Below are 15258 nucleotides of genomic sequence, written 5' to 3'. Positions count from 1 at the left end.
AATACCAAAATAAAATGATTTTGGAAAGAATGGTCGAGTCAGATCGTATCATTATGTTCCGAGTAGTTTGGGAAGATGACAAAGGTGATACACAAGTAAATAGAGGATACCGTATTCAAATGAATTCTGCTATCGGACCATATAAAGGAGGAATTCGTTTCCATCCTTCAGTAAACTTAAGTATTTTGAAATTCTTGGCTTTCGAGCAAACTTTCAAAAACAGTTTGACTACATTACCAATGGGTGGTGGAAAAGGAGGAGCCGATTTTGATCCAAAAGGAAAATCAGACAATGAAGTAATGCGTTTTTGCCAATCTTTCATGACTGAATTATCGAAACATATTGGTGCCGATACTGACGTACCTGCCGGAGATATTGGTGTTGGTGGAAGAGAAGTTGGATACATGTTTGGTCAATACAAAAGATTAGTAAATGAGTTTACCGGAGTTTTAACTGGTAAAGGAATTTCTTTCGGAGGTTCATTAATCCGTCCGGAAGCAACTGGATACGGAGATGTATATTTTGCACAAAGTATGTTGGCTACCAAAGGAGAAAGCTTCACTGGGAAAACAGTAGTAATCTCTGGATCTGGAAACGTAGCTCAATATGCTGCCGAAAAAGTAATTCAATTAGGAGGTAAAGTAGTGACTATGTCTGATTCTGCAGGATATATCTATGATGCAGACGGAATTGATGAAGCTAAATTGGCGCATGTAATGGAAATCAAAAATGAGTTAAGAGGAAGAATCAGCGATTATGTTGCAAAATATCCAAATGCAAAATATGTGGCTGGTAAACGTCCATGGGAAGTAAAATGTGATGTAGCCTTGCCTTGTGCAACTCAAAATGAATTGAATGAAGACGAAGCAAAATTGCTTGTTGAAAATGGATGTATCTGTGTTGCCGAAGGAGCAAACATGCCTTCTACACCAGAAGCAGTTCACGTTTTCCAAAAAGCTAAAATTTTATTCGCTCCAGGAAAAGCTTCAAATGCTGGTGGAGTAGCCACTTCAGGACTTGAAATGTCTCAAAATTCATTGCGTTTAAGTTGGACTTCAGAAGAAGTGGACGAAAGATTAAAAATGATCATGAAAGACATTCACGCTTCATGTGTGAAATATGGTACAGATGCAACTGGGTATGTTGACTACGTAAGAGGAGCTAACATCGCAGGATTTGTAAAAGTTGCCGATGCTATGCTTGCTCAAGGAGTGGTATAATATTCTTTTAATACTATTAAAAATGCCTTTTTTCTGTAAAGATTAAAGGCATTTTTTTGTGCTTATAAAATTCAGTTCTAATGGTATTTACTTCGTCAGTTCGCAAAAGCTCGTGTGGGCGAAACCCCATTATAAAAAGGGGCTACATTAGGTGTCGCATATTCGCCCCCTTTCTATAATGTGGTCGGGCTATCCACGCTACTTCGGTAGCTAGTTTCTATCCCTTTCGCGAACACAACAACTTCAAAAGAAACGAGATATTTATGTTCTTTCAAAATCAAAAGTAAAATCACACATTCAAAAAAAACTCTTAGGAAATTGTTAGCATTATTCAATATATTTGGAAACAATAGAAAAAGGTTATTGAGTAGTTAGTGTTTATCCGGTTTTGGGTGGGTTTGCTGCACTTTGTATCCTGTATATATAGTTGGCAGTATTTTAAAAAGCAACAAGCTAAATAATGAGAAAGAAAATATTTTTAATATTGATCGGATTCTTAGTATTCAATTCTTGCAAGCAAAGTCAAGATAAAATTGAATGGATTTTTGTAGATGGTGGAACTTTTGAACAAGGTAAGAATCAGGTAATTATTAGTCCAAAAGGCGATACGATAAAAGGCTTTACAAGCCCAAATCGTGTAGTTGAACTTGATGACTTTTATATAAGTAAATATGAAATAACAGTTAAGCAGTTTAGAAAATTTTGCGAAAGCACTGGTATAAAAATGCCGGAACCACCTATAGAGAATGCTTACGGGAAAAAGGTATATTATAGATGGATAGATGAAAACCCTATGCTTGCTACTTGGGACGAAGCAAATGATTTTGCCAAATGGGCAGGCGGAAGACTATTGACCGAAGCAGAATGGGAATATGCTGCTAAAGGCGGAAAGAAAACAAAAGGATATAGATATAGTGGCAGTAATGATCCCATTGAGATTGGCTGGGTAAAAGAAAACTCTGACAGCACTTTTCATAAAGTTGGACTTTTAAAACCTAATGAACTTGGTATTTATGATATGACAGGAAATGTTGGTGAGTGGGTTTTTGATTGGTATAACCCCGAAAAGGATAGTTTAGTAAGCAAGAAAAATCCACAAGGGCCAACAGACGGAGAATCTAGAATTTCAAAAGGTGTCAGTTGGTTTTACGAAACACAAGGTGCGGACGGAAAGCCCTTAGAATATGGAATTCATATGCCGGAAGTTAGATATCAATCACCTCGTGCAACACGAAATGATGGTTTCGGATTTAGAATAGCAAAAAGTAAATAAAACAACTTTTAATCGTCGTTTAACAATATGATGGGTTTAGATTTCCTTAATCCGTTACATCGCAAGCCAAAACGTCAATACAATTACATAAAAAACACAAACCACAATAATGGAATACCAATTTAGAAAAGCTGAAATTTCTGAAATCCCTCAAATATGGGATATTTTACAATTGGCTATATTAAGGAGAAAAGAAGAAGGAAGTGACCAATGGCAAGATGGTTATCCAAACCCTGAGGTGGTGCAAAAAGACATTGAAAAAGGAGAAGGATTTGTTTTGACCGATGGAGAAACAATCGTCGGATATTGTGCAGTATTGATCAATGACGAACCGGAATATGCCAAAATTGAAGGGAAGTGGCTAACCAATGATGATTTTGTTGTTTTCCACCGTGTGGCTATTTCCGAAAAGTATTTGGGAAAAGGCTGTGCCCAAAAAATGATTGGCTGTATAGAAGATTTTGCAATCCATAACAACATATACAGCGTAAAAGCAGACACGAATTTTGATAATATTGCAATGATGAAAGTTTTTGAAAAATTAGGTTACACTTTATGTGGGCATGTATATTTCAGAGGAGGGCAAAGAAAAGCATATGAGAAAGTGCTAACTAAATCTTTATAAGTTAGGTTTACTCCAAATCCCCATTCAAAAACCCCTCTTTCTTTCCTTTGTGCTATATTTGTGAACCAATATCGATTCAATGAAAAAAAGGCTTTTATATCTATTTTTTTTATTTGTGCTTCAAATCACTTTTGCTCAAACCAATTTGTCTTGGCAAGGATATTTTTCGTACACTCAAATCAAAGCCGTTTCCGAATCGCCAACGACTATTTATGCCGCTTCCGAAAATGCTCTGTTTTCCAAAAACAACAATACAAACATTATAAAAACCACCACAACAGTGGATGGACTTTCAGGCGAAACCATTACGGCGCTTTATTACAGCCCAACTTTTAATAAAACTATTGTAGGATATCAAAACGGACTATTAATCATTATCAACGAAGCCGATGGATCGATGCTCAAAGTGGTTGATATCATCAACAAAAATTTGCCGAACAACATAAAACGAATCAATAATTTCATGGAATTTGGCGGAATCCTTTATGTTTCCACCGATTTTGGGATTGTACAATTCAATCTGGCCACATCCAAGTTTGGTGATACCTATTTCATAGGCGACAACGGTGCCGAAATCAAAGTTTCTCAAACAGCGATTTACAACGGATTTATTTATGCGGCTACTTCAAGCGGAATTAGAAAAGGGGATACAACCAATCCCAATTTAATCGATTTCAAACAATGGCAAATGACAAACACAGGTGATTGGTCTGGAATAGTATCATTTGGAACCGAATTATATGCAGTAAATGCAGCAGGCTACGTTCACAAATACGATTCGGGTTCCAATACATTTAATGGGTTTTTGCCATTATCGGAAGCAACTACAAATTTTCGTTCCACTGCAGATTATTTCATTATAACGACAGCCAATACCGTTTTTATTTACAATAAACAGATGGTATTACAGCGCCAAATAAACAGAAATGAAGTCCCAGAAATAAATTCAGTATTCAGCTGTGCTACAGTTATAAGTGATATAATTTATATTGGTACAAACGAGAATGGATTGGTTACTACTTCTCTTTCAAATGCTTCAGCATATGAAAACATAACACCCATTGGACCATCCCGAAACAATATCTTTTCCATGCATGCTACTCCAACACAGCTTTGGACTGTCTATGGGGATTATGATATTGAATATAATCCGTACCCATTGGATGATTTTGGGATAAGTAAATTTTCTGGCTCCGGATGGTTGAATATTCCTTTTGATAACGTTTTTGGAGCCAAATCGATGTCCCGAATTACTGTTAATCCAACCAATGAAAATGAAGTTTATGCCAGTTCTTTTTTCTCTGGCTTGTTAAAAATAGAAAAAGATATTCCAACGATTTTGTACAATCAAACCAACAGCGGTTTAGAATCACTGGCCATTAGTCCACCAGATCCCAATTATATTGACATAAGAATCAACGGAACGGCATTTGATAAATCCGGTAATTTGTGGGTGACCAATTGTAGGGTTGCAAATGGCTTAAAAATGTTAAGTTCTAGTGGACAATGGAAAAGTTATACCATGGATAAAATTCTGTCGGATTATAATAGTAATGATTTTGCCACAATGGTTATCGATAAATATGGAACTAAATGGATCGCAACGAATAAAAACGGTGTGATAGGATTTAACGAAAGCAGTAATACATTCAAAAAAATTACTTTTGGTGCAGATCAAGGGAATTTACCTATTCAAGATGTCAGAACAGTTGCAATAGACACCAAGAATCAACTTTGGATAGGAACAACCAAAGGATTGAGAGTTTTGTCTAATGTGAACAATTTTCAAACTGAGAGCCAGTTGACTACTGAGAGTATCATTATTTTGGAGGATAATCTAGCCCAGGAATTACTTTATGAACAATTTATAAGCGATATTGAAGTAGACGGTGCGAACAATAAATGGATTGCTACTGCTGATGCAGGTGTATTTATGGTATCTCCAAACGGACAAGAAACCAAGTATCATTTTACAACGGATAATTCTCCATTGCCGAGTAATGTAATAAACGACATTAGTATCAACAGCAGTACGGGGGAGGTTTTTATTGCGACATCCAAAGGATTGATTTCTTTCAAAGGAATTGCGACGTCGGCAAGTGAAAACTTAAATAGTGTATATGTATATCCCAATCCAGTTCGCCCAGAATATCAGGGTACGGTGAAAATAAATGGATTGCTTAATAAAGCAAATATAAAAATTACAGACGTGGCAGGTAATCTGGTTTACGAAGCCATATCCGAAGGGGGAACTTTAGAATGGGATACCACCGCTTTCGGAAAATACAGAGTGGCATCGGGTGTGTATATGATTTTTATATCAGCTCAAGATGGTACTGAAACCAAAGTCAAAAAAGTGATGATAATTAGATAGTCGAAAGTTCAAAAGTCTTAAATTCTAAGAAGTCCAATAATCTAACAATTCAATTTTGCTAGTCAAAACCAAAGCCATCGTAATTTCAACATTAAAATTTCAAGAGAAAAGCTTGATTGTAAAATGTTTTACTTTATCCAGTGGATTGAAGTCGTACTTTGTTCGTGATGCTTTTTCGTCTCGGAAAGCAAGTCAAAAAATGGCTTATTTTCAACCTTTGACCATTATAGAAATTGAAGCCGTTCATAAAAATAAAGGAATCTTGGAAAATTTCAAAGAGGTGAAAATTTCGTCTCCCTTTCATTCGATACATTCGGATATTTTCAAAAGTACCATAGTTTTGTTTCTTTCCGAAATTCTACATCATTCGATTCATGAAGAAGAGAAAAACGAATCCTTGTTTACTTTTCTCGAAACTGCTTTGCATTGGTTAGATCAGCATGATGAAATTTCCAATTTCCATTTGATTCTAATGTTGGAAACCACAAAATACCTTGGATTTTATCCGGACACTTCAGATATAGACATGCCTTTTTTTGAAATGATAGAAGGGGTTTTTACACCTTTTCATGCCATTAGTTCACTTACAGAACACGAAACCCAGTTGTTCAAAAAACTAATTCAGTTGAAATTTGATAACGATCAAAAAACGTTTCATGTCATTGAAAGACAATTGCTTTTAAAAATTTTAATCGATTATTACAGTTTTCATCTCGACGGATTCAAAAGACCAAAATCTTTGGATGTTTTGAAAGAAGTGTTTTCTTGAAAATTTGTCACCAAAAATTTCAGTTCAGGCTTTTTTCTATATTTTTTATTTCGTCACTGTTTCAAGAAAGAATACGGCTACAATTCCTCATGCGCAAAAACTCATAACTCATAACTCATAATTCATAACTATTTATTACTTTCGCACCACGATTAAGAAAAGGATAAAATGAGTACAAAATTTACTGAATACAAAGGACTTGACTTGCCTACAGTGGCATCAGAGGTACTGGATTTTTGGAAGGAAAAAAACATTTTTGAGAAAAGTGTAACCACTCGCGAAGGAAATGAGCCTTTCGTGTTTTTTGAAGGACCACCTTCGGCTAATGGATTGCCTGGAATTCACCACGTAATGGCACGTGCGATTAAAGATATTTTTTGCAGATATAAAACCCAAAAAGGATTTCAAGTAAAGCGTAAAGCCGGTTGGGATACTCATGGTTTACCTGTGGAATTGGGTACAGAAAAAGAACTTGGGATCACCAAAGAAGATATTGGAAAAAAAATAACCGTAGAGGAGTATAACGAAGCGTGTAAGAAAACCGTAATGCGTTATACGGATGTATGGAATGACTTAACCGAAAAAATGGGATATTGGGTGGATATGGAAGATCCATATGTGACTTACAAATCCAAATACATGGAATCGGTTTGGTGGTTGTTGAAACAAATCTACAACAAGGATTTGATGTACAAAGGGTACACCATTCAGCCGTATTCTCCAAAAGCAGGAACTGGTTTGAGTTCACACGAAGTAAATCAACCCGGAAGTTATAGAGATGTTACAGACACTACAGTTGTCGCACAATTTAAAGTGCTTGAAGACCAAAAAGAATTGGTTTTTAATACATTTTATGATTACATAAGATCCAATGATTTAAAGCATTATAAGTTAGAGAGACTGGACTTGGATGAAATTCATTTTCTAGCTTGGACGACAACTCCTTGGACTTTACCAAGTAACACTGCTTTGACAGTTGGACCTAGAATTGAATATGTTTTGGTGAAAACATTCAATCAATATACTTTCCGTCCATCGAATGTGATTTTGGCAAAAAATCTTGTTGGGAAACAATTTGGGAAAGGATTTTTTGAAAGTACCGATCCATCTGATTTTGAAAATTTCAAAGAAGGCGACAAAAAAATACCATTTCATATACTTGCAGAATGTAAAGGAGCCGATTTAGTTGGTATTCGTTACGAGCAATTAATGCAATATGCATTACCATACCAAAATCCTGAAAATGCATTTAGAGTTATTTCAGGAGATTTTGTAACTACAGAAGATGGTACAGGAATTGTGCACACAGCGCCAACTTTTGGAGCTGATGATGCCAAAGTAGCTAAAGAAGCTATACCTGAAGTACCTCCAATGTTAGTGTTGGATGAAAATGAAAACCCAGTTCCTTTGGTTGATTTGCAAGGAAAATTCACCTCACATATGGGAGAATTAGGGGGTAAATATGTTAAGAATGAATATTACACAGATGGAAATGCACCAGAGCGTTCTATTGACGTAGAGATTGCGATTCGATTAAAAGAAGAAAATAAAGCATTCAAAGTAGAGAAATACGTGCACAGTTACCCACATTGCTGGAGAACCGATACACCAATTTTATATTATCCTTTGGATTCTTGGTTTATAAAAATCACTGAGGTTAGAGACCGTATGTTTGACTTGAACGAAACCATTAACTGGAAGCCAAAAGCTACAGGTGAAGGACGTTTTGGAAATTGGTTAAAAAACGCCAACGACTGGAATCTATCCCGTTCTCGTTATTGGGGAATTCCGTTGCCAATTTGGAGAACCGAAGACGGAACCGAAGAAATGTTAGTAGGATCAGTTGAGGAATTATACAACGAAATTGAAAAAGCTGTTCAGGCTGGCGTTCAATCTGAAAATCCATTTAAGGGATTCCAGATTGGAAACATGTCTGAGGAAAATTATGATTTGATTGATTTGCACAAAAATGTAGTCGATCAAATTACGTTAGTTTCTGCATCAGGAAAAGCGATGAAGCGTGAGGCTGACTTGATAGACGTTTGGTTTGATTCAGGTGCGATGCCTTATGCTCAATGGCATTATCCATTTGAAAACAAAGAAAAAATAGACGAAAACAAAGATTATCCTGCTAATTTTATTGCCGAAGGAGTAGATCAAACCCGTGGTTGGTTTTATACTTTGCATGCTATTGGAACTTTGGTTTTTGATAAAATAGCCTATAAAAATGTAGTGTCAAACGGATTAGTTTTGGATAAAAACGGACAAAAAATGTCTAAACGTTTGGGTAATGCAGCCGATCCTTTTGAAACTTTAAAAGAATACGGTCCAGATGCTACGCGTTGGTATATGATTTCCAATGCCAACCCTTGGGATAACTTAAAATTTGATTTAGAAGGAATTGCTGAGGTGCGTCGTAAATTCTTTGGAACGTTGTACAACACCTATTCATTCTTCAGTTTGTATGCCAATATTGATGGATTTAAATATGAAGAGGCTGAAATTCCTGTAGATCAAAGACCTGAAATTGATCAATGGATTATTTCTGAATTGAATACTTTAATTGCTGAGGTAGATGGTTATTATGATGATTATGAGCCTACAAAAGCAGCTCGAGCGATATCCGAATTTGTACAGGAAAATTTAAGTAACTGGTACGTTCGTTTATGTCGTCGTCGTTTCTGGAAAGGTGAATATGCACAAGATAAAATTGCGGCATATCAAACACTTTATACGTGTTTGCTTAGCATCAGTAAATTAAGTGCTCCTATTGCTCCGTTCTTTATGGATGCTCTTTATAAAGACTTGACAAAAGCTACACAAACTGAAAATTTTGAGTCTGTACATTTGGCTCAATTCCCTGTTTCAGTTGAAAAGTATGTTAATAAAATGTTAGAGAGCAAAATGCAGAAAGCGCAGACCATCTCTTCACTTGTTTTATCACTAAGGAAAAAGGAGATGATTAAGGTGCGTCAACCACTGCAAAAGGTAATGATTCCGGTACTTGACGAGAATCAGAAGCTCGAAATAGAAGCAGTTTCAGACCTTATCAAAGCTGAGGTAAATGTAAAAGAAATCGTGCTTTTGGATGATGCTTCCGGTGTTTTGATTAAACAAATTAAACCGAATTTCAAAGCTTTAGGGCCTCGCTTCGGAAAAGATATAGGATTGATTTCCAAGGAGATACAGAATTTGTCTACAGAACAAATCTCACAATTTGACAAAGAAGGCTCGTTAACTGTTGTAATTGCGGGAAATAGTGTAATTTTATCACTAGAAGATGTAGAAATATCGTCACAAGACATCGAAGGATGGCTGGTTGCCAATTCAAACGGAATAACAGTTGCGTTGGATATTACAATTTCTCCCGAGCTGAAACAAGAAGGAATTGCAAGAGAATTGGTAAACAGAATTCAAAATATCCGAAAAGATACTGGATTTGAAGTGACTGATAAAATTAAAGTTCATTTGCAAAATAATGATACTTTGGAAACAGCAGTAAAGGCCAATGAAGACTATATTAAATCAGAAACACTGACAGAAGTGCTTGTTTTTGAAGAAATTATAGAGAATGGCACGGAAATTGACTTTGACGGAATAACAACAAAAATAACAATTACAAAAAATTAGTATTATGGTAGATGAAGTTGCAAGATACTCTGACGCTGATTTAGCAGAGTTTAAGGAAATCATTCAGATTAAAATCGTAAAGGCTCAAGCCGATTTAGATTTGATTAAAAGCGCCTACATGAATGACCTTAACAATGGTACAGATGATACATCTCCAACGTTTAAAGCATTTGAAGAAGGTAGCGAAATCATGTCTAAAGAAGCGAACTCACAACTTGCAATTCGACAAGAAAAGTTTATACGAGATTTGAAGAATGCACTATTCCGTGTAGAAAACAAAACATACGGTGTTTGTAGAATTACAGGAAAATTAATCGGAAAAGAAAGACTAAAAATCGTTCCTCATGCCACAATGAGCATCGAGGCAAAAAACTTACAAAGATAAATGTCTTATCATTCAATAATTAACGCTCCTTTAGGAGCGTTTTTTTTGGTTAATTTATTACTTTTACGCCTTTAAAAATTCAAAAATGTCATTATTCAAAGCGTACTTTCTTATTGTTCTTATATTGTTAGTGGATCAAGTTTCTAAAATATATGTAAAAACAAATTTTATTTTAGGAGAAGAGATTCATGTATTCGATTGGTTTCAGATTCATTTTATTGAAAATGAAGGAATGGCTTGGGGAACTAAGATTCCTGGAGCCTATGGAAAATTGATCTTAACAGTTTTTAGACTTTTTGCCGTAACTGGGATTGGTTATTGGTTGTGGGATGCTGTTGAAAGAAAAAAAAGTTCCAATTATCTGATAGTAGCAATCGCTTTGATATTGGCTGGGGCAGTTGGAAACATTATTGATTCTGTTTTTTATGGAGTCATTTTTGACGACAGTCACCAACAATTGGCTACAATATTTACTGACAATCCATATGGAACTTGGTTAAACGGACAAGTAGTTGATATGTTTTATTTTCCTTTCATAAAAGATTATCCGATGCCAGAATGGGTTCCTTATTTTGGTGGACGCAATTTCACTTTTTTTAACGCCATTTTTAATATTGCCGATGTGGCTATTTCTACTGGTGTTGGAATTTTGATAGTATTCAACAAAAAAGCTTTCCATAAACATTAATATTTTGCTTTTTTGAATAAAATAAAAGAGGCTGACCTTTCTAGGACAGCCTCTTTTATTTTATTTATTATGCCCTGGAGCGTAATTTTTGGCACTTTTTTGGCCAGTCATTTTTTTAGCTTGTCCAGGGGGAATAGGTTTTGCTTTAGCATGACTATGAGTTGGTCCAACTTTAACACTGCAGTTTGTCAATGTAAAAGCAAATAGCATAATCAGGATTTGGGCAACGAATTTTGGGGTTTTAAACATTTTCATAATTTTAGTGTAGGTTTTTATAAAAGCAAAAATACTACTTCTAAACTAGAATTCATAAATTCCACTAGGGCAAACACAATAATTCAACATCACGTCGTTTTCAAAAACGTCCAAAATGAGTTCTTCAGGCTCAAAGAATGATAGGCCAATTTTGATGGTTTCGGGTTTGCATTGCGACAGGAATTTATCATAAAATCCTTTGCCGTAACCTACACGATTTCCTTTTTTGTCAAAAGCCAAAAGAGGTACAAAAACCACATCAATTTTTGTGGTCGGAACTTCCAGTCCATCAATGGGTTCAGGGATGTTGTATTCGTTTTTTTGTATTCGAGTATTGTCTGTCAAAAGAAAATGAGTCATGTTTCTGGTTTCAAAATCACTTTTTGAAATTACAATTTCTTTGTCCTTTCCAGACAGGAGGTGTAGTATAAATTCCGTATTGACTTCTTTTTGTTCTTCAATAGGTAAAAAAACATGGAAATAGGTTTTATTCCAAATAGGAAGTTTCAGTATCTCATTGGAAATAGCCAAACTCTTTTCTTCAATATCAATCTCGGAGAGTTTGTTTCGTAGTGCTTTATATTTCGTTCGTAATGCTTTTTTCAACATAAAGTGATTCTTTTAGATCGGTTATAAAAGTACTCAAATGATCTACTTCTACATGATCCATGATCACAATTTTATACCATGAATTATCACCATTGTGTTTTTGGGGTACCAAATCAAATTTTTTGACTAATGCTTCTTTAATATATTGAGCTTGAATGGTAACAATATTCATAAATGGTTCTCTAAAATAGGCTACTTTCAATTCGTCTAAGTGGTCGCAAAGCCACTGGGTTCTCATTTGTAAAACACGCACTTTTTCGCACCAACCAAAAGGGCCATAAGTAAATAAAATCATCCAAACGGCCACAGCATTTGAACCTGAACGACTGCCGCAAAGGGTTAAATCCATTCCTTCTATGTACTCGGCCTCTTTGGTCAAAACATTTTCGATTAAACCTTTTCTACATAGAAAAATACCTGTACCATAAGGAGCCTGCAACATTTTGTGGGCATCAATGGTTATTGAACTGATTTTTGGATTTTCAAAATTAAGTTCCGATTCTTTGTTGCTCAACGGATATATAAATCCACCGTAAGCACCATCAATGTGTATTTTATAAATCAAATGATGCTTTTCTAAAACCTGAACATAATCATTGGGATTATCAATAGCTCCAAACATGGTAGTTCCCATATTGGAGATTACAATAAAATATTTTTTTCCTTTTTTCTTGGCTTTTAAGATTATGTTTTCCAATTGGAAAGTGTCAATTTCCCGAGTGTGAAAATCAACAGGCACTTTCAGCCAGTCGAGCATCAGGATATTGGCTGCTTTTGGGATGGAGTAATGTGTATCTTCGGAGGCTAGAATTGCAATTTCGTATGGATTTGCACCAAGTTTATAGCTGAAGTAATTGCGATACATCCAAATGGCTTGAATGTTGGCTTCCGTTCCGCCAGGAGAAATATAACCGTCATAAGATTTGGGTTGTGCTTTAAAAAGATCGACAGCGAGTACGTCCAAGACTTCACGTTCCATTTCCTGGGTTCCCTTGAATGCTTTTTCTGAAGTGCCCAAAGTATGACAGCCAATATGGTTGGGATTGGCCACATAAGTTTTCAAAGTGGGAGCATCGGTCAAGAACGAGGCTTCCTCATAATATACTTTACTGTCCAGTTTTGAGGCGGGATAGCCTAGAGATGTATCAAGGGTAAAATTGACATTTTCCTCCAATGCTTTTTCAATGCGGTCTTGTCTCTCTTTTTGGGATAACTTTTTCCAATACAACATAATCTCAAATTTTATTCAAAAATAAGAATGTTGAAGTGTTGAAAATATGATAATTGTTAGGTTTTAATCTTCTTCTTCTTGTTCGTCTTCTCCTGTATTGGAAAGATGATAAATAGCATCTCCTTGATAAACAATGGGAGAATGATTGGCATTGAGGACATAGCCATCATTCGGAGCTTTAATCTTTCGTTCAAATTTTCCAAAAGGATCAGTTATCATTCCAAGGACAGCCCCTTTTTTTACAAACTGACCAACTAGATTGTTGTCTATCAATAAGCCAGAGCATTTGGCCCTCAGCCAACCCGATTTTTCGATGTAAATGGTTTGTTTTTTTTGAGCTGGAGCAAATTGTTTTGGATCTAACATATCCAAATGTTTCAAAAGACGCTTGACTCCATTGATGCCCTCTTGTGCTACCTCGTGATTAATATCCAAAGATTTTCCTCCTTCAAAAAGCAACATTTTTACATTTATTTTTTCACTTGAACTTCTAAATGAGCCTGCTATATTTTTTGAGAATAAAGTAAAAGGAGCATTAAAAGCATCGGCTAACACTTTTACAGCAGGGTTATTTGGTGTAAGTCTAATTTGAGGGGCATTAAATCGGCTGGCACCTCCAGCGTGAAAATCAACGGCATAATCTACCAGAGGCATGATGTCGGTGATGATATGATAGGCAAATCGACTGGCCAATGATCCTTTTCTGCTTCCGGGAAATACCCGATTCAAATCTCTTCCATCCGGAAAATCCCTTGATCTATTGATAAAACCATATATGTTTATAATGGGAATACAAATAATAGTGCCTTTTTTAGGTTTGTTTATTTTTTTGCTGATGAGTTGCCTCACGATTTCAATACCGTTAAATTCATCCCCATGAATTCCTCCCGAAAAGAGCACGACAGGACCTTCGATTTTGGAACGTTTTATAATAATCGGAATCGTTAGTTTGGTAGTGGAATGTAGTCTGGCAATTTCCAGTTGAATTGTTTTACTTTCTCCAGGCAAAACACTTTCGCCAAAAATCACTAATGGTCTTGAGTCTTTCATGTTATAAAATAAAAATCTAAATATAGAAATTATTTATTTGGTATTAGAAAAATCATATTGGTTTGCGTGATTGTTATTTGTAAATTTGAAAAAATGAAGAATTGGGATTTTTTTGCCGTACCAAATTAATTCTCAGAAGCTTTTTAAAAAAATGATCAACCCTAATTTAACTCTGCAGATACAAACGCTACCGGATGGTCCTGGCGTATATCAATATTACGATAAGGAAGGGAAGATTTTATATGTAGGCAAAGCCAAGAATCTTAAGAAAAGAGTCTCTTCGTATTTCAATAAAATTCACGATGCTGCCAAGACCAATGTACTGGTTAAGAAAATCGTAACTATCAAGCACATCGTTGTTCCTACAGAAACAGATGCCCTTTTATTAGAAAACAATCTGATAAAAACCTTGCAGCCAAGATATAATGTACTCTTGCGAGATGATAAAAGCTACCCTTGGCTGTGCATCAAAAAAGAACCTTTTTCCCGAATTTTTGCCACCCGCAGAATGGTTAAAGACGGATCGGAATATTTTGGACCTTATACCAATTTCAAAACGGTGCATACGATTCTGGATTTAATAAAAGAGTTGTATCCACTGCGAACCTGTAACTATGATTTGAGTAAAAGCAATATCGATAGCGGGAAATTCAAAGTGTGTCTGGAATATCATATTGGCAATTGCAAAGGGCCATGTGAAGGGTTTGAAACATTAGAACATTATCAAAAACAGGTTGATGCCATTCGGGAAATTTTGAAGGGAAATTTCAAGGAGAGCATGAAAGATTTCAAGCGTCTCATGACCAGTTTGGCTCAGGACATGAAATATGAGGAAGCACAAAAGATAAAAGAAAAAATAGAAATTCTGGAGAATTACCAATCGCGTTCGACGATTGTAAATCCAAAGATTACCAATATTGATGTTTTCTCAATTGTTTCCGATGAAAGTGCTGCTTTTATCAATTTTCTGCAAATTTCTCATGGATCGATTATTCGTTCACATACCATGGAAATAAAGAAGAAGTTAGAGGAAACCGATGAAGAATTGCTGGAATTGGCCATAATAGAATTGCGAGAGCGTTTTCAGTTAATGTCTAAGGAAGTGATTGTTCCTTTTGAAGTAGATTTGGGACCAACGATAAAAATTAC

Annotated in this window: 13 protein-coding genes; 9 read left to right on the top strand and 4 right to left on the bottom strand. The window is 35.6% G+C overall.

Annotated features, from left to right (window positions below; all coding sequences use genetic code 11):
* The 8 genes from gdhA to VFS71_RS12475 all read left to right on the top strand — a co-directional run.
* Positions 1-1220: NADP-specific glutamate dehydrogenase (gene gdhA, locus VFS71_RS12510; protein WP_326401629.1), on the top strand; the 1220-nt coding region annotated here is incomplete at its 5' end.
* A 460-nt stretch (positions 1221-1680) separates the two neighbouring features.
* Positions 1681-2493, top strand: a complete 813-nt coding sequence (locus tag VFS71_RS12505; RefSeq protein WP_326401628.1) for a formylglycine-generating enzyme family protein — start codon at positions 1681-1683, stop codon at positions 2491-2493.
* 109 nt (positions 2494-2602) lie between these two features.
* Entirely contained in the window at positions 2603-3118 is a 516-nt protein-coding gene (locus VFS71_RS12500; RefSeq protein WP_326401627.1) for a GNAT family N-acetyltransferase, read from the top strand.
* Positions 3119-3197: 79 nt separating this feature from the next.
* Positions 3198-5492: a T9SS type A sorting domain-containing protein gene (locus VFS71_RS12495; protein ID WP_326401625.1), complete on the top strand. Its 2295-nt coding sequence runs from the start codon at positions 3198-3200 to the stop codon at positions 5490-5492.
* Positions 5493-5547: 55 nt separating this feature from the next.
* Complete coding sequence (recO, locus tag VFS71_RS12490) at positions 5548-6261, top strand: DNA repair protein RecO (RefSeq protein WP_326401624.1); 714 nt, start codon at positions 5548-5550, stop codon at positions 6259-6261.
* A 168-nt stretch (positions 6262-6429) separates the two neighbouring features.
* Complete coding sequence (gene ileS / locus VFS71_RS12485; RefSeq protein ID WP_326401623.1) at positions 6430-9891, top strand: isoleucine--tRNA ligase; 3462 nt, start codon at positions 6430-6432, stop codon at positions 9889-9891.
* Between the two features lie 4 nt (positions 9892-9895).
* On the top strand, positions 9896-10276 hold the full coding sequence (locus tag VFS71_RS12480) for a TraR/DksA family transcriptional regulator (RefSeq protein ID WP_077372364.1): 381 nt from the start codon (positions 9896-9898) through the stop codon (positions 10274-10276).
* An 85-nt stretch (positions 10277-10361) separates the two neighbouring features.
* A complete protein-coding gene (locus VFS71_RS12475) occupies positions 10362-10964 on the top strand; it encodes a lipoprotein signal peptidase (RefSeq protein ID WP_326401622.1) in 603 nt (200 codons plus the stop codon).
* Positions 10965-11024: 60 nt separating this feature from the next.
* Here the strand turns inward: VFS71_RS12475 and VFS71_RS12470 are convergent, their stop codons facing one another.
* From VFS71_RS12470 to VFS71_RS12455, 4 genes are all read right to left on the bottom strand, one after another.
* Positions 11025-11219: a hypothetical protein gene (locus VFS71_RS12470; RefSeq protein ID WP_326401621.1), complete on the bottom strand. Its 195-nt coding sequence runs from the start codon at positions 11217-11219 to the stop codon at positions 11025-11027.
* A 45-nt stretch (positions 11220-11264) separates the two neighbouring features.
* The gene (locus tag VFS71_RS12465) at positions 11265-11828 is read right to left on the bottom strand and encodes a 5-formyltetrahydrofolate cyclo-ligase (protein WP_326401620.1); all 564 of its coding nucleotides are present in this window, start codon (positions 11826-11828) and stop codon (positions 11265-11267) included.
* Positions 11797-13059 (bottom strand): pyridoxal-dependent decarboxylase, encoded by a 1263-nt coding sequence (locus tag VFS71_RS12460; RefSeq protein ID WP_326401619.1) that lies wholly within the window; start codon positions 13057-13059, stop codon positions 11797-11799. Before VFS71_RS12460 ends, VFS71_RS12465 begins: the two co-directional genes overlap by 32 nt.
* Positions 13060-13122: 63 nt before the next feature.
* On the bottom strand, positions 13123-14109 hold the full coding sequence (locus tag VFS71_RS12455) for a succinylglutamate desuccinylase/aspartoacylase family protein (RefSeq protein ID WP_326401618.1): 987 nt from the start codon (positions 14107-14109) through the stop codon (positions 13123-13125).
* A 151-nt stretch (positions 14110-14260) separates the two neighbouring features.
* Between VFS71_RS12455 and uvrC the strand changes: the two genes are divergently transcribed.
* Positions 14261-15258: excinuclease ABC subunit UvrC (gene uvrC, locus VFS71_RS12450; protein WP_326401617.1), on the top strand; the 998-nt coding region annotated here is incomplete at its 3' end.

Origin of the sequence: Flavobacterium sp. (assembly GCF_035760125.1) — a bacterium.
In the GTDB taxonomy this organism is placed as follows: Bacteria; Bacteroidota; Bacteroidia; order Flavobacteriales; family Flavobacteriaceae; genus Flavobacterium.
Note: the sequence above shows the minus strand (reverse complement) of the source record. Positions and strands in the feature narration are given on the sequence as shown.

Bases quoted from the DNA above. Each gene is read 5' to 3' on its own strand.
- VFS71_RS12505 (WP_326401628.1), top strand. From the start codon at position 1,681: ATGAGAAAGAAAATATTTTTAATATTGATCGGATTCTTAGTATTCAAT.
- VFS71_RS12500 (WP_326401627.1), top strand. From the start codon at position 2,603: ATGGAATACCAATTTAGAAAAGCTGAAATTTCTGAAATCCCTCAAATA.
- VFS71_RS12495 (WP_326401625.1), top strand. From the start codon at position 3,198: ATGAAAAAAAGGCTTTTATATCTATTTTTTTTATTTGTGCTTCAAATC.
- ileS (WP_326401623.1), top strand. From the start codon at position 6,430: ATGAGTACAAAATTTACTGAATACAAAGGACTTGACTTGCCTACAGTG.
- VFS71_RS12480 (WP_077372364.1), top strand. From the start codon at position 9,896: ATGGTAGATGAAGTTGCAAGATACTCTGACGCTGATTTAGCAGAGTTT.
- VFS71_RS12475 (WP_326401622.1), top strand. From the start codon at position 10,362: ATGTCATTATTCAAAGCGTACTTTCTTATTGTTCTTATATTGTTAGTG.
- VFS71_RS12470 (WP_326401621.1), bottom strand. From the start codon at position 11,219: ATGAAAATGTTTAAAACCCCAAAATTCGTTGCCCAAATCCTGATTATG.
- VFS71_RS12465 (WP_326401620.1), bottom strand. From the start codon at position 11,828: ATGTTGAAAAAAGCATTACGAACGAAATATAAAGCACTACGAAACAAA.
- VFS71_RS12460 (WP_326401619.1), bottom strand. From the start codon at position 13,059: ATGTTGTATTGGAAAAAGTTATCCCAAAAAGAGAGACAAGACCGCATT.
- VFS71_RS12455 (WP_326401618.1), bottom strand. From the start codon at position 14,109: ATGAAAGACTCAAGACCATTAGTGATTTTTGGCGAAAGTGTTTTGCCT.